The sequence below is a fragment of the Desulfofundulus luciae genome, assembly GCF_030813795.1.
Lineage (GTDB): Bacteria > Bacillota > Desulfotomaculia > Desulfotomaculales > Desulfovirgulaceae > Desulfofundulus > Desulfofundulus luciae.
The window spans coordinates 1-16,648 of sequence record NZ_JAUSUX010000003.1 but is presented as its reverse complement, the minus strand read 5'-3'; the positions used below and the strand labels follow the sequence as shown (position 1 = coordinate 16,648).

Here is a 16,648-nt window from a genome sequence, read left to right as displayed (position 1 = left end):
TTTACGCCACTCTTTTTTATAGGTACTGTCGCAAAACCATAATTATGTTTCTTTATTTCGCCTGGCGGCGAAAAACCGCTTCAAATTGTCCGGCAGGGCTTTTATTTTAGAAGGACCATGCACCGCCCCGGCTGGTCCGCCATATATTTCCCGGAGGATGGCATCAACGATCAAGCCTTTAGGTGGAACGGTGTATTCCCTGCCCTGGTATACCCAGACACGGCAATCCACATCTTCTCCGCAAAGATCACCGCAGGATTCGCAGAGGCTTTCCCTCACATCCAGCTGGATGTCCCGCCCGTTGATACGGATGGTGGGGGAACTGACGAACCCCAGCGCAAGGGCCTGCTCCTCGTTTTGAACGTGAATTTTGTGCAACGTTACCTCGAAGCCCGCCGCTTCTAGAATCCGGGCGACTTCCGAAACAGCTTCCTCCAGACTTTTTTCGGTTCCCTGGCACCGGGTGCATACACTCAAGTCCAGATACATAAACTCGATGTCCAACCGCCTTTTTTCAGCTTGATTGCCGGCCAGCCGTGCCGTTACGCTTTCCGGCCCGCAACATGGGGCGGCGCATTCCCCCGAGACATCATCCGGGGGAGGGCAGCATCCTTTCATTGAAGAAGATAAAGCCCTGGCGTTATTTCCCGGGCAGCCACAGCCCGTACCTGCCTCCCTGATCTTCGTTTCCATATCTTCCGTCCCCTCCTTTTGTTCTCCGGGCCTTCTCAGGCCTTCATGCTTGAAGACGGAAGTCCGGGAAAAAGGACGCAAAACTATTGCTCCCGTTCTGCTTTCTTGTACAGTAGGGACAGGTATTTCCCTTATGCCTGTAGTCAAGGATATTCCCCATCTCCTTGCTGTATCTTTTAAAGCAAGTTTCACCAAAGCAATTGTTACAAGGCAGCCAGTCAAACCCTGCCCCACGATAACAACACCAAAAGTATAAAGAAAAGCCAGGCCAGAAAAGAGAAGCCCAGGCGTACTGCCAGTGCGGCTGCAACCTGCAGCAGGGGTAGGAAAAAAGCAGGCGGGCCAAATTTGGGGGTCAACTACCCGGGCATCGTCCTAAAAAAGCCAGCCTGAAACCTGGCTGGCCATGCACAAACCTGTCCGGAGGCAACCCTGTTCTCAGCGAACATTAACTGTTAAAAAACCGCTTCACCGTGTAGCCTGCCTCCATTACCGCATTGATCAGTTCATCCTGGGGAGTTTCATCGGGGTCGAATATCACCACCGCGGTGCCGGCTGTACCGTCCACGCAAACCCAGCTGACACCGTTGATGTCTTCCAGTACTCTTTTCACTTCCATTCTATCATCCTCAGAACGGATACCCTCGATGCGCAGGATCAAATTTTCACTGCCCACCACCATTGTCCCCCTTTAAGGATAAAGCCGGAGCATACTTTACAAGCGGGTCTATCCATTCTGAGCCCATGTTAACATAACGGCTTCTACTTTTCAATAAAAAATGGGCGACATTTTCTAAATGAAATACTGCAGTATGTAACTCACCGCCAGGAAGGTGACCAGAGAACCCAGGATTCCCCGGATCAACCGGTCGGGCAGGTATTTTTGCAGGTAAGCCCCAAAATAGGTGCCCAGGAAGCCGCCCACGCCAAAGAGCGCCCCCAGAAACCAGTCGGGTGACACACCGGCCCGGGCCCCTGCTGCGGTAAGGGAGAGGAGGTGATAAACGACAACCCCCGCAATGGAGGTAAGAAAAGTGCCGGCCAGGGCGGCCCCCGCTACGGTATAAACGGGCAGGCCGAGAACGGAGACTACAAAGGGGGCAATGATGGCCCCCCCGCCGATGCCGTAAATACCGCCGATTAAACCAACCACCAGGGCCAGGGTAAAAACAACCGGGGTGCTGAAGGAGAAGGTTTCCCCCCAGAAATCATATTCAATTTTGCACAGGGATACCGAGCGGGTTTTGACCACCGCCTCCGGGGGCAGGCCCGCAGCAATGCGGCCTGCCGATTCGCTTTTGATCTGCTGTACCCGCTCGCGGAACTTCTTTTCCAGGTTCTGGGTCTTTTCTTTGCTCTTCAGGTAACGGCCGGTGGTTTCGTACAACAACCGCACGCCCAGGTAGAGCAAAACCAGGCCCACAAAGAGTTTAAAGGCCTTCGGGTCGGGCAGGTACCGGACGCGGATCCAGGCGCCCACGAAAACTCCCGGCAATGTGGCAATTACCACCACCCAGGTAAGGGGCCAGGCCATGCGCCCTTCCCTGATGTAACGGGCCAGCCCCCCGGGGATGGCCACAATGTTGTAGATCAGGTTGGTGGGGCTGACGGCTGGAGTGGTAAACCCCAGCACGCTGACCATAAAAGGCAGGAGCAAGAAGGCTCCGGACACCCCGGCCGAGGCCGTAACCGAAGAAACAAGGAAAGCTGCCAGCGGGGGTATAAGGGGGAAAACATCAACTCCGGACACGGGAAAATGCATAAGAAGACCTCCTTTGCAAACAGGTTAGCCAGGCAGGACTTTTTTTGGAGAGCGCCAGTCAACTAATTCCGGTTCCAGCCCATACCTGCTGATGGGGTCCGGCCCCGTTCTAACCCGGGGGGTGGCCGGTTGGGCTAAGATAGACCCGGGCTAACAGGGAATAAGCCCGCAGGCCTCCAGGATCTGCTGGCCCTCCACCCCGGTAATGAATTCCACGAACCACCGGGCCTCCGCAGGATAGCGGGCATTGCGGGGCACTGCCACGGCAAACTCGATGGGCGCACCGGCAAGCAGGACCTTTTCCCCCGGCCCCCTGCCCTCCAGGGCGACGCTGGCCGCGGCATAGTAATCGGCCAGGGCGGGGTTGGAAAGATTGATCCGGGAGGGCAGGTTGACCTGGCACAAGCCAAGCTGGCGGACCACCGAGGAGTACAAAAAGGCGTAGTCCACCCTTCCTTCCACCAGCGCCCCGGCCAAATCGATGGATTTGGGATATATCCGGGAACAGCCGTCCTGCAGGGCTTCGTAAAGCCCCGGCCGGCCGTAAAACTTTTCTGCCAACTGCCAGACCATCAGCGTCCGGTACCCGCAGGGATCCAGGTTATGGTTCGAACGGCCGTAGATCACCCCCGGGGAAAGGAGCACATCTATCCAGTTGTCCCGGGTGATTTCCTCACTGCCCCGGGAAAAGCGATCAAAGGCCACCACAATCTGGTCGGTAGCAAAGACAAAATAGCAGTCCACATAATCGGGTACCAGCCAGCGGGCAAATACGGCCGTATCGGCCAGGGCCACCACATCATAGACTCCACCGTCGCAAACGCGGGCGGCACATTCCCGGGACCCCGCCGACTCCAGCTCTACGGGAAGGTCCGGGTGGCATTCTTTGAAAACCTGCACGCACTCCCCCATGGGCCTCCGCAAGGCCCCGGCATGGAGGATGCGAAAGGGAGCTCGTGACATTATTCACACTCACCTCCACAGCAACCGGACAGCCACAAAACTCCTGGGTGGGCAATCATCCCTCCGGTAATAGGTTTTCACCTCCCCGTGCCTTTTCCCAGTCCAGGTGATTTTCATAAAGCTGGATAAACTTCTCCAGCTTCTCCTTCTGCCTGCGTACGGCCACCATCCAGGCATCCAGTAACTCGTCCCCTTTAGGCGTGACCGCGTACCTGCGGCGGGCCGGTCCGGTTCCCGTAGCCTCCCAACTGGAGGTAACCAGCTCTTCCTGCTCCATGCGGCGCAAATTGCGGTACACCGTGGCCGGATCCGCTTCCCCCTCCAGCAAATCCAACCGCGCCAGTCTCTGGATGAGTTCGTAACCATGGGAAGGCTTTAAACGCAGCAGAAACAGCAGTACCGGCTGCAATAACCGGTCAGCCGTTAAGTTCCAGGAACAATCATTCTTGCACATAATAGCGCACCTCAGCTATTAGCACGATGCACTTATTGTTAAAAATATAATAGCATAACCGGTTCCTGGCGGCAAGAACCAGTTATGCTTTGGCAGCATTTCCATGAAACGCCCTGCCCAGGGGACGTATGCCTATTTCACGGGCAGCCTTTTCCATGTCCTGTTGCAACAGCTCCAGCTTTTCTCTCCCCCCGAAAAACTGCCGCCGGATGGAAGGTGGGAGTTTTGGAGTTTCCCTCGCTTTTTTCTTCAAGCTGAATGCCCGGGCACTTCCCGGGCCGCGGGCACGGCCACCAGAAGGCCGGCCACCCCCAGCCCGGCGGCGAAAAGCATCACCCCCCGGTATCCCCACAGCTCGGCAATCAACCCGCCCAGGAAGGGGCCCACGGCATTGCAGAGGTTTAAGGTGGACTGGAAGATGCCGCTGGCGGTACCTCTTTCTTCCCCGCTCCGCAGGACAATAAGCAGAGCGCCCACGTAAAGGCAGGACCAGGCCACCCCCAGGAGGGTCTGCACCGCAAACAGGGCCGGCCGCGCAGTAACAAAGGCATAGGCCGTAAAGACTCCGATGGAGAGCAATTGACCAAAGGCAAATACTTTATTCTCGTTAAACCGCTCTAAAAAACGCATGACTAAAAACTGTACGGTAAAATTGGTTCCCCAGAGAAGTCCTATCCAAAACCTGTTCATGCCCAGGGAGGAGAAGTACAGGGGCAGGATAATCCAGACGGCCGTTGCCCCCAGGTGGCGCAGAAATACGGCCAGGTAGATCTGGAAATTCCGGCGTACCACCAGCCAGAGTTTGGGCTGAATCCTCCCCCTTTTGACGGCTGCTTCGTGGAAAGTAAAGGAAAGGATAAATGCGGCCACACAGCAAACAAAACTGGTAATAAAGAGCAGGTTGAATTCCTTTAACAACGCCGCTCCCAGGGCGCCGAAGATCCAGCCCAGGGAGCCGTAGGAGCTAAATTTGCCCATATCGGCACCGGACTCAAAGGCATAGGCAATCAACGCCGCGGTGGTAATTCCCAGGGCCAGGCCCACGGCGGAGCGCACCAGGATCAACACCGGAAGGCAGTGCGCCAGTACCTGGGCGGCAAAGGCCAGGCCGCTGGCGGCCAGTCCCAGGCGCACAAATAAAAGCCTTCCCAAAGAGTCGGACTTCCAGCCGCAAAAAAGGGAAGAAAAAAGAAAAGCCGCCCCGTAAGACGCCCCCACCAGGCCGATTTGCCAGTCCCTGGCCCCCAGTTGGGCTCCCAGCAGGGGGATGAAGATAAGAGAGCCCTGCACGGCAAAGTTGAGCAAAAAATTAACCAGGCTGATGAACAGGATATGGGGCGTCCTTTGTATGGCGGCATTTGTTTCAGGCTCCGGATATGTACCCAAAAAGCATGCCTTCTTTCTGAGATGAAAAACCTTCCCGGCAAATTTATTATTCGATAATTAGTTTAGCTCTCTCCCATCAGTTAGTCCATAGAAAATATTACCCTGCCGGTACCGCCACCGGCTGTAACCGGAGAAAAAAGCTGCCTTCCGGCAGCCCTGCTAAGAGATTCTCATTATCTCCTCTATCCCGGTTTGCCCCGCGGCAACAAAGTCGGCCACCGTGCCCAGGTTCAGTTCTCCCCTGCCGGCGGCATCCAGAAGCCGGGAAAGGAAATCCTGCAGGAAAAGATTTAACCGCCGGTACAATTGCTGCCGCCCACTGCCGGGTGGCGCGGAAGGCCTGCCGCCACCGGCGGTAACAATTTCGCAGTCAACACTGGAGCCTCCATTGCCCTTGCCCCCGCAGCAACTTACTTTTGGCCCCCTGGCGGTGTACATATCTTCGCCTCCGGTAATCTCCAGCACCCGCCGGGCCACAGCACCCATCACCCGGGCCACCGCTTCCGCCCGGACGTCGGCAATGGTATATTCCCCCTCATGGGCGGTAAACCCCACAGGCCTCAACTGACCCCGGGCCAGCAGCTGGTTGTAGGCCGGAGTTCCCCGCAGGACGACCTGGCGGTGAAAAAACAGGTGGGCGGTGGTGGAGGGGCAGTCCAGCAACTCCATGCGCTGCAGAAAGTCCAGGTTCTCACGGATTTCCTCCAGCGTGGTACCGGGATCGAAATTAATGAAACCCAGGGAGATGTTCAGACCCAGCCGGCGTAAGATAGTAATGGCCCTTTCATTCTGGACCACGGTGGTGCCCTTTTGAAAACGGTCCAGGGCGCTCTGGGAGCCGCTTTCCACACCCAGGAATACATCCCGCAGGCCGGCCTCCACCAGCGAATAAAACACCCGCTCATCCACATCGGAGGCCCGGCATTCCAGGCCGAAAACCAGAGGGAAGTCCATCTGCCTCAAGCGGCCGGCCAGTTCCAGGGCGCGCTGCCGCCCCCTTTCCCCGGGACCGAAAAAGTTGGCGTCGGCAAAGTAAAAGGAAGGGTTGCCGGTGGAGCCGTATACCTCTTCGATCTCGGCCACAATATTGGCCGGGCTGCGCCCCCGCCAGACTGTGCCGGGTCCGTAAAAGGAACTGAGGTAGCAGAAATTGCAGCGGCCAAAACAGCCCCGGCTGCCCAGGATGTAATTGTGCATGTTGCGCCGGGCGGCCAGCTCCGGAGAAGGCCGCAGGGGGAAGGGCAGGGCGTCCAGGTCAGTGATGGCACAGCGCGGGGGATTTTGCACCGCCCCCTTCTCGCTGTTGAAAGCCAACCCCGGGGTTTCCTGCCAGGCTCCCCTGTCCAACCCGGCCAGGCGCCGGGCCAGATCTGTAATGGTTAACTCCGGCTCCCCCAGAACCACCGAATCCACAAAGGGAAACTGCCGCAACAGCGGTTCCCAGGCAAAGGTGGGGTAATGGCCGTAGAGGTTGAGGTGAATGCGGGGTTTTTCTTCTTTCACGACCTGCAGCATGGCCATTATTTCCGCCGTCCGTTCCCACAGGAATTTTAAGTGCACACCCAGCAAATCAAAGTCTTCCCCCAGCAGCTTCTTCCTGGTTTGAGCCACGTCCAGGCCGGCCAGGTCCGCATCCATAACGGTCACGTCCAATCCGGCCTGCTTTAAACAGGCCCCGGCATAACCGGTAAGCAGGCAGGCCGACAGGGGGGCGTTAACCACCAGGTCATCGGTAAAGGGATCGGTCAACAGGGGTGGGTTGAGGAGCAAAATCCGCATGGCAGGTCACCTCGCCGAAAAATAACGTTAAGGGTAATGTTCAGGCCCTTTGCAGTTAACAAAGCGATTTTTCACTCCAGCAGCACCAGGCCCACCCGGGGGCAGGGTTCTCCCGGTTCCCGGGCCGGGGTTAGATTCAGGCCGTTGTTGCGTGCCGTCTGGAAGACATCGATGCCGCAGGCCTCCAGGGAAGGGCGGGCCTCCCCCGGACGGCGGCACGTCCCCCCGGTATTGCACTCTTCACACAGGCCGCACGGTCCCGCCCCCAGCCCGAAGGCCCTGTAATAACCGGCCCGGAAGGCCAGGTGCTCCAGGTGGGCAGCCAGGTAACGCACCAGCCAGGATGCCGGAGCCAGAAAAAGTATGCCCGTACGGTAGCATCCCAGCACTTTTTCCGTCTCCTCGGGCCGGGGACTGAAGGGAGGGCAGGTGAGGCTCCTGCCGTACCCCGGACACCCGTACCGGCATTTCCACCGCACCCAGGGGGCCACGGTGACCGTTTTGACATCTATCAACCTGGCTTCCGTTGCCCCGGCTTCCCGGGCCACCCGGCAGAGATGTTCCACCAGGTCATCCAGGGCCACGGCTTCAGCCGGCCCGGTAACGGGCCCCCCTTTATTTTTTAAAGGGCCGGTCAACGGCTCCTCCTCCCTTCTATTTACCAGTCCATTTTCTCCCCTTTAACAGCCCGCTGCCTGCGGTCAGGGGGTGGTAAATCACATCCTCAAAACCGGCGTCCTCCAGCCAGCTGCCCATTTCTTGAACGCCGTACACCCGGCCGGTAAGGGTGCCCACCAGCATGTTCAGGTCAAAGAGGGCGGCTTCCAGGGAAGGCTCTTCAGCCAGGACGTAATCGTGGATCACCACCTGTCCGCCCGGGCGCAGGGCCCGGAAGACCCGGCACATGAGCCGCCGGTTGGTGACGGCGTCATAAATGTGCACCACATTGGAGGCAAGGACCAGGTCGTAAACCCCTTCGCCCAGTTCATCCCTGGTAAAGTCCCCGGCACATAGCTCCACCCGCCCCATTATCCCCGCCGCTTCAACCAGTTCCCGGGTAATCTTCAGGGTGGGGGCCAGGTCCAGGATGGTGGCCCGTGCCCCGGGCTCTTTCTTCAACAGGGCAACGGTATACACCCCGGGCCCGCCGCCCAAATCCAGTATGCGTTCACAACCGCTTAAATCCAGGGCGGCGGCCAGTTGCTCCGCTTTGAGCCGGGCCTGGTCCCGCATGGCCAGGATGTAATCCCGCAGGCGCTCTTCATAGTTCGCCCGTTCCACGGCCTCGAAACCCACCGGGCGGCCGGTGCGCACGGCCTCGCCCAGCCGGGACCACCCTTCGGCCAGGTTGGCAAAGTGGTGCACCGCATGGCCCAGGTAGGCATCTCTTCCCCGTACCAGGTGGCGGTCGGCCAGGGGGGCGTTGCGGTAAAACTCGCCCTCCCTTTCCACCAGCCCCAGTCCCTCCAGGGCAACCAGCAGGCGAGCGGTGGCTTCCGGGTGGGTGCCCAGGGCCGCGGCCACCCGGGCGGGAGTTTGGGCGCCCCGGGCCAGGACGTCGAAAAGGCCCAGGTCCACGGCAGTAAAAAGCACTTGGGCCGCCCAGTGGCCGCGGCAGATGTCCATTATATACCAGCCATTTAAGGAAGATCGCGCATCTCTTTTAAACATTTACCTGCCACCTTCAAGGATGGTGGGATTACTGCTGAAAATACTCCGAGACCAGCCGCAGGGCGCATTCATCGCCGCAGGCGCTGCACGGTTCCCCTTTTTCTTTCTCAAGGTAACAGCGCACCAGGGCCGGGTCGATGGCCAGGCCGGCCACGGCCTCCCGGTCCAGGGAAGCCCGGGCCCGGGCCATTTTTAAATCCCACTCCCAGGCCCCCTTGACGCCCTTGGCAATGTCGGCGGCATGGGCGGCAATGCGGGCGGCCATCACCCCAACCCGCACATCTTCTTCCGTGGGTAGTCCCAGGTGCTCCGCCGGGGTGACGTAGCAGATGAAGTCCGCCCCGGAAGCCCCGGCCAGGGCGCCGCCGATGGCCGCGGTGATATGATCGTACCCCGGAGCCACATCAATGGCCAGGGTGCCCAGGACAAAATACGGGGCCTGGTGGCAGAGCTGCTTTTGCAGGAGCATGGTGGTTTCCACGTGGTGGACGGGCACGTGCCCCGGCCCTTCCACCATCACCTGCACTCCCTTTTCCCTGGCCCGGGCCACCAGTTCCCCGGCCACCAGCAGGCCCTGGATCTGGGAGCCGTCCAGGGAATCGGCAATGCACCCGGGGCGGATGGCATCGCCCAGACTCAAGGTGACATCGTACTCCCGCAGGATGTCCAGCACCCGATCGAAGTCCTCGTAGAGGGGATTTTCCTTCCTGTTGTGCAGCATCCAGCCGGTGAGGAAGGCGCCGCCCCGGCTGACAATATCCGTCACCCGGCCGGTTTTCTGGAGGCGCTCCACCACCTCAAAATTCAGGGCGCAGTGAATGGCCATAAAATCAATGCCCGCGGCGGCCTGCTTTTCTATGGCTTCAAACATGTCCTCCGGGGTCATGGCCACAATGCCGCCCCTCTTCTCGATAGCCTCAATGCCCGCCTGGTAGATGGGCACGCTTCCCACGGGAACCGTGGCCCTTTCCAGGCTTAAGAAGCGCATGCCGTCGATGTCCCCCCCGGTGGAGAGGTCCATAATGGCATCGGCCCCGGCGGAAACGGCCACCTCGATCTTGCGGGCCTCCATTTCCGGGTCGTCCCGGTCGCTGGAGGTGCCGATGAGGGCATTCACCTTGGTCCGCAGGCCCCGCCCGATGGCGCAGGTCCGGACTCCTCTCCGCAACCTGTTCTTCGGTATAACAATTGTACCGGCGGCCACCCCGGCGCGGATAAATTCCGGATCCACTCCCTCCCGCCGGGCCGCCTCCTCCATCTCCGGCGTGATGCGACCCTCCCTGGCCGCCAACAACTGGGTCATAACCTAACACACCCCCTGCTCTTTGCCCAGATATTCCCCTACCACCTGCATGGCGCAGTACTTGCCGCACATGGCACATGCCCGGTGAGAACCGCGGCTGCGCTCCCGGCGAAGGGCACCGGCCCGGCCGGGGTCGAGGGCCAGTTCGATTTGCCTCTCCCAGTCCAGGGCCTTGCGTGCCCTGGACATTTCCAGGTCCCACTGCGCCGCCCGGGGCTCCCTGGCCACGTCGGCTGCATGGGCGGCAATGCGAGCGGCAACGACCCCTTCCCGCACCTGCTCCACATCGGGCAGTCCCAGGTGCTCCGCGGCGGTGACATAACAGAGAAATTCCGCCCCGGCCCAGGCCGAAAGGGCCCCGCCGATGGCCGCCGTAATATGGTCGTATCCCGGAGCGATGTCCGTAACCACCGGACCGAAGACAAAATAGGGCGCCCCGTGGCAGAGCTGCTTTTCCAGCTGCACGGTGGCCTTCAGGTGCCCCAGGGGGACATGCCCCGGCCCTTTCACCATCACCTGCACCTGCTGCTGCCGGGCCCGGGCCACCAGTTCCCCCAGCACCACAAGCTCCTGCACCTGGGCCGCGTCCAGGGAATCGGCCAGGCAGCCGGGGCGCCACCCGTCGGCCAGGCTCAAGGTAACATCGTAGCGGCGGCAGATCTCCAGCAGCCGGTCGAAATGCTCATAAAGGGGGTTCTCCTGCTGGTTGTAAATCATCCAGCCCATTAAGTGGCTGCCCCCGTGACTGACCAGGTAATCGACGCGGCGGTGCTTTCTGGCCGCCCGCAGGGTCTGCCAGGTGGTGGCACAGTGCAGGGCCAGAAAATCCACCCCGTCGGCCGCCTGCCGCTCGATTACCTCGAACATATCGTCCACCTTCATTTTGACCGCCGCCCCGTACTTCTCCCGGGCTTCGGCCAGGGCCTGGTACACGGGCAGGGTGCCCACAGGCGTGGTGGTTGCGGCCAGCACGGCCCGCCGGGCACCGTCAATATCCCCGCACACGCTCAAATCCATGATGGCGTCCGTCCCGGCCTCCACGGCGGCACGCACCTTGGCCACCTCGCCCTCGATGGTGTCCCCTTCCCCCGCCAGGCCCACACTGGCGCTCACCTTCACAGCCAGGCCCGTTCCAATGCCCACGGGATCGATGTTCTTTCTCGTGCGATTGCGGGGTATGACGATGGTGCCTTCCGCCACTCCCCGGCGGACGAATTCCGGATCCACCCCCTCCCGCTCGGCCACCCTTTTCATCTCGGGGGTAATCTCCCCGGCCAGGGCCCTGGCCATTTGCGTTGGCATTTTCGACCCACCTCCATGGAAGTAAAATAAAAAGTCCCCAGCCAAAACTTTACCTGGCTGAGGACTTTACCATCATCCTCCGCGCACGGCCGCCCTTCCGCGCGAGAGCAGCCATTCTCTCAAACAGGCAGGTCTCCTGGCTAACGGATCATCGCTTTTTATCCCGGCCTTCCCGGCCAAACCCCAGTGACCGGGATAAGCTCCCCGACTACAGTGGCGGGACCGCGCCGTTTCCGGGTGGTATGCCACCCGTCCGGACTTCCCTATTCTCCCCCTGTGGGGCACCTGTTTGACTATTCAGTTATTGCTATTATTTTACCACAACCGGCCCGGGGCATCAAGAACAATTTTTCAGTCAGGCACATAATCTTAAAGAGGTTGGTAAGCACCGTCCGGGGCGGCGGCCTGACATCATCTTATTCTATCGATTCTATAGAAATGTCCAAAAAGATGTGGTATTATTTTTAAAAGATTAATAATTATTAATAATCCGGGAAGGGAAAGGTAGGGAGATAGAGAATGTCCAACCAGTTTTCCGAGCTTACCAGGGAAGAATTGCTGGTCGTGTTAGGGGACTTTGCCAAACGCTGGCTGGCCCACGATGGTCTTTGGTTCCAGGCCGTAGAGCGGGAGCGTGGTATGGATGCGGCCATCAGGGCCGACGCGGCAGCCTGGGAACAATTCACGGTGAATGAAGCCAGGCGGATCATGCAGTTGCACGGCATCCCGGAAAACGGGGGCATCCCGGCTCTGAAAAAGGCACTGGGCTACCGCATGTACGCCCTGCTCAATCGCCAGGAAATCGTTGATGTGGACGAAAACCGGATCATTTTCCGCATGAATGACTGCCGGGTGCAGTCCGCCCGCAAAAGAAAAAACCTGCCCGACTTCCCCTGCAAAACTGTCGGACTGGTGGAGTATGCCGGCTTTGCCCGGGCCATAGACCCGCGCATAAAAACCCGCTGCATCTGCTGTCCACCCGATGAACATCCGGAAGAATACTTTTGCGCCTGGGAATTCTGGATTGATTGAAGCCGGGCGCACACAAAAAGCCCCGCCGGCACGAGGCCGGGAGGGGGAAATTCTAAGTTAATAAGTTAAGTGCCCGGCACTATTACGTTTGCCAGCCGGCCGATGCCGGATATAACCACCTCCACCGTGTCCCCGGGCTGCACCGGCCCTACCCCCGCAGGCGTGCCGGTAAGGATGACATCCCCGGGCAAAAGGGTCATGATGCGGGAGATAAAGCTAACCAGCCGGTATACCGGAAAGATCAACTGGTCTGTGGAGGAGTGCTGTTTTCGCTCCCCGTTGAGGTAGAGCGAAACTTCCCTGTCCCCCGGGTCAACGCCGGTGACGATGTAGGGACCCAGGGGCAGGAAGGTGTCAAACGACTTGGCCCGGGTCCACTGCCCGTCCTTTTTCTGGAGGTCCCGGGCGGTAACGTCGTTGGCACAGGTATAGCCCAGTATGTACTCGACCGCTTCTTCCTCCCGCACGTGCCGCGCCTTTTTCCTGATCACCACCGCCAGTTCGGCCTCGTAGTCCACCTGCCGGCTCATGGCCGGGTAAACAATGGGTTCCCCGGGGCCGATCACGGCGGTGGATGGCTTCAGGAACAGGACCGGTTCCTCCGGCAGGGCCATACCCAGCTCCAGGGCGTGGTCCCGGTAATTGAGCCCCACACACACCGCCTTGGTGGGCAGGCAGGGAGCCAGCAGGTCCAGCTCCGGCAGGGCGAACTGCCGCCCGGATACCGGTTCCAAAGATTGAAAGGGATCGGCCACCGGTAGAACCATCTCATCTTCAACTATGCCGTAGAAAATTTCTCCCCTGTGATGAAAACGACCAATACGCAAAACAAACACCCCTGCTACAGTTGATGAGATTTTGATGCTTTATTATTTTACCATACTTTTTACACATTTGGGGGTAAGTGTCCATTTATTGGCAGTGGCATTACTTGACAACAGATGTGTAATGTGTAATAATTAAGTGTGTAATAACTATAAGCTTAAGGTGATGCTTGTATGAGGCGCATGCAGGTGGTAGTGGAAGAGTGGCAGTACCAGTTCCTGCGTGAACTGGCCTCCCGGCAGGGCCGCTCCATATCAGCCGTTTTACGGGAACTCATTGCCAGCAAGGCAAATAAAAGCGGACAAAACGCAAAGGAACCTCTTCTTGAAGTAGCAGGGATCGCCCGTGAGCCATTACTCAAAAACTTGACCAGCGAAAGTTTAGATGAAGCTCTTTACAGGACGTGATATGTTGCGGCAGATTTTTGTGGATACCAGCTTTTTTTACGCCCACGCCTACGCAGACGACCCCCATCATCGTGAAGCGGTCCAGTTCCTGGAGAACTCCCCGGTTCCTCTTGTGACGACGAATTTTATTTTTGATGAATTGATGACCATTCTGCGCTATAATTTTGGTCACCGCGTGGCGGTTACATATGGGCAGAGCCTGCGAAAAAGTAAACTTGTAAATATTTTACGCATAACGCCGGAAGACGAAGAGTCGGCGTGGGAAATATTTTCCAGGTATAGCGATCAGAAATTCAGTTTTACGGACTGTACGAGTTTTGCACTTATGCGACGCCTTGGAATCACCGAAGCAGCGGCATTCGACATTCATTTCGAAGTAGCTGGTTTTCTACGCCTGCCTCCCGCCTCCCTTGCCAGCCGCGGGCGGTAGGGACTTTTGCTTTCCAGCTTGAAGGCGGTCGCGGAAAGATACTTCTTGGTTTTTCGCGTGGCACTTTTAGGCACTTTTAGGAGTCCCATGGTCTGGAAGTGAGCTCAACCCGGGGTGGCCTGTTTGAAAAGTAAACCCCCGCTGGCGTAGCTGCCGGGGAAGGCCCACGCCCAATACGTTAATAAGTTAAGTGCCTGGCACCTTGGCACCGCTCACTGCATAAACCTCTCAATGCCGTCCCTGATGATGGCCCGCGCCTCTTCCAGGGTGTTGGCGGCAAATAATTCCTCCATTACGCCGTCCAGCACTTCCAGGCTGGTCATCTCCCGGACCTTCCGCTGCAGGCCGGCGGATGCATCACCAAACCTCCTCCTGAGGTACTTGCAGATGGCATCCTGCTTTGCTTCAACCTTACCCCTGGCCTCGCCTTCGGCCTTCCCTCTCAATACGCCTTCCATCACAGCTTGCCTCTTCATCTCATCCAGTGCCCGTTCTATGTTGGTGATCATCTTTTCCACCTCCCGGGGATCGTTTTCCTCCAGCACGCGTTCCACCTCTTCTCGCAGGTGTACCGGCAATTTGCGCTTGATGACGTTCTTCAGCCACACCGTCACCTGACGAAACTGCTCCGGAGTCATCCCTTTCAGTACGCCGGCGAGCTTCCTGAGCCGGACCACCAGCTCCAGGGGATCCACGGTCTGGTCCAGGTAAAACACGCTGGACACCACGTTGGCCGCCCGGTACAGGTCCTCTTCGCTAAAAGGATGTAGGAGAAGTCCAGCAGGTAACCGGGGAACCGCTCGTGCCCCGACTGGTATTCCCTGAAGCTCCTGCAGGCCGTCCAGCTCCTCCTGCCGTTGTAGAGGACGGCGGGAACAATGGCCGGCAGCCTGAATCCCCTGCGCCTCCGCTCCTTCTCCGGCGTGTTGTTGTAAATGTCCCGCCATATCTCCACCATGTACAGCAGCAGCCGGAAGGGCATCAGGTAGTCCACCGTGGACTGCAGCTCCAGCAGGACGTAGAATATCACGTCGTTACCTTTCGCCTTCAGACGGTAGAGGATGTCTGCTTCTTTCTCGCTGAAGTCCTGCAGGATATAGGACTTTTCCACCCGCACCAGGCTGTCTTCGTCTATGTCTTTCGCCCATTCCTCATGAACAAAGGTCTTGAGCAATTCCAGAAATGCACGCTTGCTGGAGAGAAGTTCCCTGTATCCTTTGTCGTGGGAATGGTGGGGCTGTCTTTTGTCCGGCACGGGTTCATTCCTCCTGTGGCTGTATTATACCACATCCGGCTGGAGATTGACATGAGGCGGAACTGGACCGGATACTGAACCGTACACCGGCAGTGAAAAGAAAAAGCCCCGCCGGCGCGGGACCGGGGCTCGATAAGTTAATAAGTTAAGTGCCTGGCACTATTTTTACTCCCTTTACTGCATAAACCTCTCAATGCCGTCCCTGATAATGGCCTGCGCCTCTTCCAGGGTGTTGGCGGCAAACAGTTCCTCCATTACGCCGTCCAGCACTTCCAGGCTGGTCATCTCCCGGACTTTCTCCTGCAGGCCGGCAGATGCATCGCCGAACCTCCTCCTGAGGTATTTGCAGATGGCGTCCTGTTTTGCTTCGGCCCTGCCTTCGGCCCTCCCTTTAATCAAACCGCGCATCTCTGCCTGCTGCTGCATCTCTTCAAGGGCTATTTCCAGGTTCGTAATCATCTTTTCCACCTCCCACGGGTTGACTTCGCTTACAATCCTGTCAACCTTTTCCCGTAGCGGCCCGGGCAGCCTGGCTTTGAATACGTGGGAAAGCCAGGCGGCAAACTGCCTGAATTCGTCCCGCCCCAGGTTCTTCAGCACGCCAGCCAGCTTCCACAGCCGCCTGACCAGTTCTTCCGCGCTCATCTTCTGGTCCAGCGCAAATATGCTGGCAACCAGGTTGGCCGCCCGGTAGAGTTCTTCTGGGTCGTACCGGTTGACGTCAAACAGGACGTACCGGAAGTCCAACACGTGCTTCTCAAACTGCCGGTACCCGGCCAGTATCTCTTTGAACCGCAGGGCGGCGGTCCAGTTGTTTGCACCGTTGTACAGTACCGCCGGAATGATGACGGGCAGCCGGAATCCCTTGCGCTCCCGCTCGTCCTCCGGCGTGTTGTTGTAAATGTCCCGCCATATCTCCACCATGTACAGCAGCAGCCGGAAGGGCATCAGGTAGTCCACCGTGGACTGCAGTTCCAGCAGGATGTAGAATATCACGTCGTTACCTTTCGCCTTCAGACGGTAGACGATGTCTGCTTCTTTCTCGCTGAAGTCCTGCAGGATATAGGACTTCTCCACCCGCACCAGGCTGTCTTCGTCTATGTCTTTCGCCCATTCCTCATGAACAAAGGTCTTGAGCAATTCCAGAAATGCACGCTTGCTGGAGAGAAGTTCCCTGTATCCTCTGTCGTGGGAACGGTGGGGCTGTCTTTTGTCCGGCACGGGTTCATTCCTCCTGTGGCTGTATTATACCACATCCAGCCGGAGATTGACATGAGGCGGAACTGGACCGGTCCGTGTCAAGATCCAGTAGGTATCTCCACAAAAATTTTTTCCCGTTATGAGACCTCACCGCTCAAAAACATTAGCTTCAAGGCAGCGGCCTTG

General features: G+C 58.3%; 17 protein-coding genes, 1 pseudogene and 1 riboswitch. Of the genes and pseudogenes, 3 read left to right on the top strand and 15 right to left on the bottom strand.

What is annotated here, in order from left to right; genetic code table 11:
* Positions 1 to 42 precede the first annotated feature (42 nt).
* From J2Z49_RS02505 to thiC, 12 genes are all read right to left on the bottom strand, one after another.
* Complete coding sequence (locus J2Z49_RS02505; RefSeq protein ID WP_307399556.1) at positions 43 to 693, bottom strand: DUF2703 domain-containing protein; 651 nt, start codon at positions 691 to 693, stop codon at positions 43 to 45.
* Positions 694 to 1,141: 448 nt separating this feature from the next.
* The gene (locus tag J2Z49_RS02500) at positions 1,142 to 1,369 is read right to left on the bottom strand and encodes a heavy-metal-associated domain-containing protein (protein WP_307399554.1); all 228 of its coding nucleotides are present in this window, start codon (positions 1,367 to 1,369) and stop codon (positions 1,142 to 1,144) included.
* A 117-nt stretch (positions 1,370 to 1,486) separates the two neighbouring features.
* Entirely contained in the window at positions 1,487 to 2,455 is a 969-nt protein-coding gene (locus J2Z49_RS02495) for a sulfite exporter TauE/SafE family protein (protein WP_307399552.1), read from the bottom strand.
* Positions 2,456 to 2,605: 150 nt separating this feature from the next.
* A complete protein-coding gene (locus tag J2Z49_RS02490) occupies positions 2,606 to 3,418 on the bottom strand; it encodes an extracellular solute-binding protein (protein WP_307399550.1) in 813 nt (270 codons plus the stop codon).
* Between the two features lie 55 nt (positions 3,419 to 3,473).
* The gene (locus tag J2Z49_RS02485; protein WP_307399548.1) at positions 3,474 to 3,827 is read right to left on the bottom strand and encodes a helix-turn-helix transcriptional regulator; all 354 of its coding nucleotides are present in this window, start codon (positions 3,825 to 3,827) and stop codon (positions 3,474 to 3,476) included.
* A 127-nt stretch (positions 3,828 to 3,954) separates the two neighbouring features.
* Positions 3,955 to 4,125, bottom strand: a complete 171-nt coding sequence (locus J2Z49_RS02480; RefSeq protein ID WP_307399546.1) for a hypothetical protein — start codon at positions 4,123 to 4,125, stop codon at positions 3,955 to 3,957.
* Positions 4,122 to 5,258, bottom strand: coding sequence for an MFS transporter (locus J2Z49_RS02475; protein WP_307399544.1), 1,137 nt, complete (start codon positions 5,256 to 5,258; stop codon positions 4,122 to 4,124). The genes J2Z49_RS02480 and J2Z49_RS02475 overlap by 4 nt, the downstream gene beginning before the upstream one ends.
* A 159-nt stretch (positions 5,259 to 5,417) precedes the next feature.
* Positions 5,418 to 7,037 carry a B12-binding domain-containing radical SAM protein gene (locus J2Z49_RS02470; RefSeq protein ID WP_307399542.1) on the bottom strand — a complete coding sequence of 540 codons (1,620 nt, stop codon included), beginning with the start codon at positions 7,035 to 7,037 and terminating at the stop codon, positions 5,418 to 5,420.
* Between the two features lie 71 nt (positions 7,038 to 7,108).
* Positions 7,109 to 7,675, bottom strand: a complete 567-nt coding sequence (locus tag J2Z49_RS02465) for a DUF2284 domain-containing protein (protein ID WP_307399540.1) — start codon at positions 7,673 to 7,675, stop codon at positions 7,109 to 7,111.
* 16 nt (positions 7,676 to 7,691) lie between these two features.
* Positions 7,692 to 8,708, bottom strand: coding sequence for a methyltransferase (locus J2Z49_RS02460; protein WP_307399538.1), 1,017 nt, complete (start codon positions 8,706 to 8,708; stop codon positions 7,692 to 7,694).
* A 28-nt stretch (positions 8,709 to 8,736) separates the two neighbouring features.
* A complete protein-coding gene (bzaB, locus tag J2Z49_RS02455; protein ID WP_307399535.1) occupies positions 8,737 to 10,011 on the bottom strand; it encodes a B12 lower ligand biosynthesis ThiC-like protein BzaB in 1,275 nt (424 codons plus the stop codon).
* A gap of 3 nt (positions 10,012 to 10,014) precedes the next feature.
* Positions 10,015 to 11,313 (bottom strand): phosphomethylpyrimidine synthase ThiC, encoded by a 1,299-nt coding sequence (gene thiC, locus J2Z49_RS02450; RefSeq protein WP_307399533.1) that lies wholly within the window; start codon positions 11,311 to 11,313, stop codon positions 10,015 to 10,017.
* Between the two features lie 109 nt (positions 11,314 to 11,422).
* A riboswitch (cobalamin riboswitch) is annotated at positions 11,423 to 11,617 on the bottom strand.
* A gap of 215 nt (positions 11,618 to 11,832) precedes the next feature.
* Here thiC and J2Z49_RS02445 point away from each other — a divergent pair.
* Positions 11,833 to 12,345 carry a DUF6125 family protein gene (locus J2Z49_RS02445; protein WP_307399531.1) on the top strand — a complete coding sequence of 171 codons (513 nt, stop codon included), beginning with the start codon at positions 11,833 to 11,835 and terminating at the stop codon, positions 12,343 to 12,345.
* Positions 12,346 to 12,410: 65 nt separating this feature from the next.
* Here the strand turns inward: J2Z49_RS02445 and J2Z49_RS02440 are convergent, their stop codons facing one another.
* A complete protein-coding gene (locus tag J2Z49_RS02440) occupies positions 12,411 to 13,172 on the bottom strand; it encodes a fumarylacetoacetate hydrolase family protein (RefSeq protein WP_307399530.1) in 762 nt (253 codons plus the stop codon).
* Positions 13,173 to 13,343: 171 nt separating this feature from the next.
* Here J2Z49_RS02440 and J2Z49_RS02435 point away from each other — a divergent pair, with 171 nt between their 5' ends.
* On the top strand, positions 13,344 to 13,577 hold the full coding sequence (locus tag J2Z49_RS02435) for a hypothetical protein (RefSeq protein WP_307399528.1): 234 nt from the start codon (positions 13,344 to 13,346) through the stop codon (positions 13,575 to 13,577).
* Positions 13,555 to 14,007, top strand: a complete 453-nt coding sequence (locus tag J2Z49_RS02430; RefSeq protein ID WP_307399526.1) for a type II toxin-antitoxin system VapC family toxin — start codon at positions 13,555 to 13,557, stop codon at positions 14,005 to 14,007. The genes J2Z49_RS02435 and J2Z49_RS02430 overlap by 23 nt, the downstream gene beginning before the upstream one ends.
* Before the next feature lie 212 nt (positions 14,008 to 14,219).
* Here J2Z49_RS02430 and J2Z49_RS14875 read toward each other — a convergent pair.
* Together J2Z49_RS14875 and J2Z49_RS02420 are read right to left on the bottom strand one after the other, a co-directional pair.
* A pseudogene (locus J2Z49_RS14875) lies at positions 14,220 to 15,262 on the bottom strand (Rpn family recombination-promoting nuclease/putative transposase).
* A 174-nt stretch (positions 15,263 to 15,436) separates the two neighbouring features.
* Positions 15,437 to 16,483: an Rpn family recombination-promoting nuclease/putative transposase gene (locus J2Z49_RS02420; RefSeq protein WP_307399524.1), complete on the bottom strand. Its 1,047-nt coding sequence runs from the start codon at positions 16,481 to 16,483 to the stop codon at positions 15,437 to 15,439.
* Positions 16,484 to 16,648 lie beyond the last annotated feature (165 nt).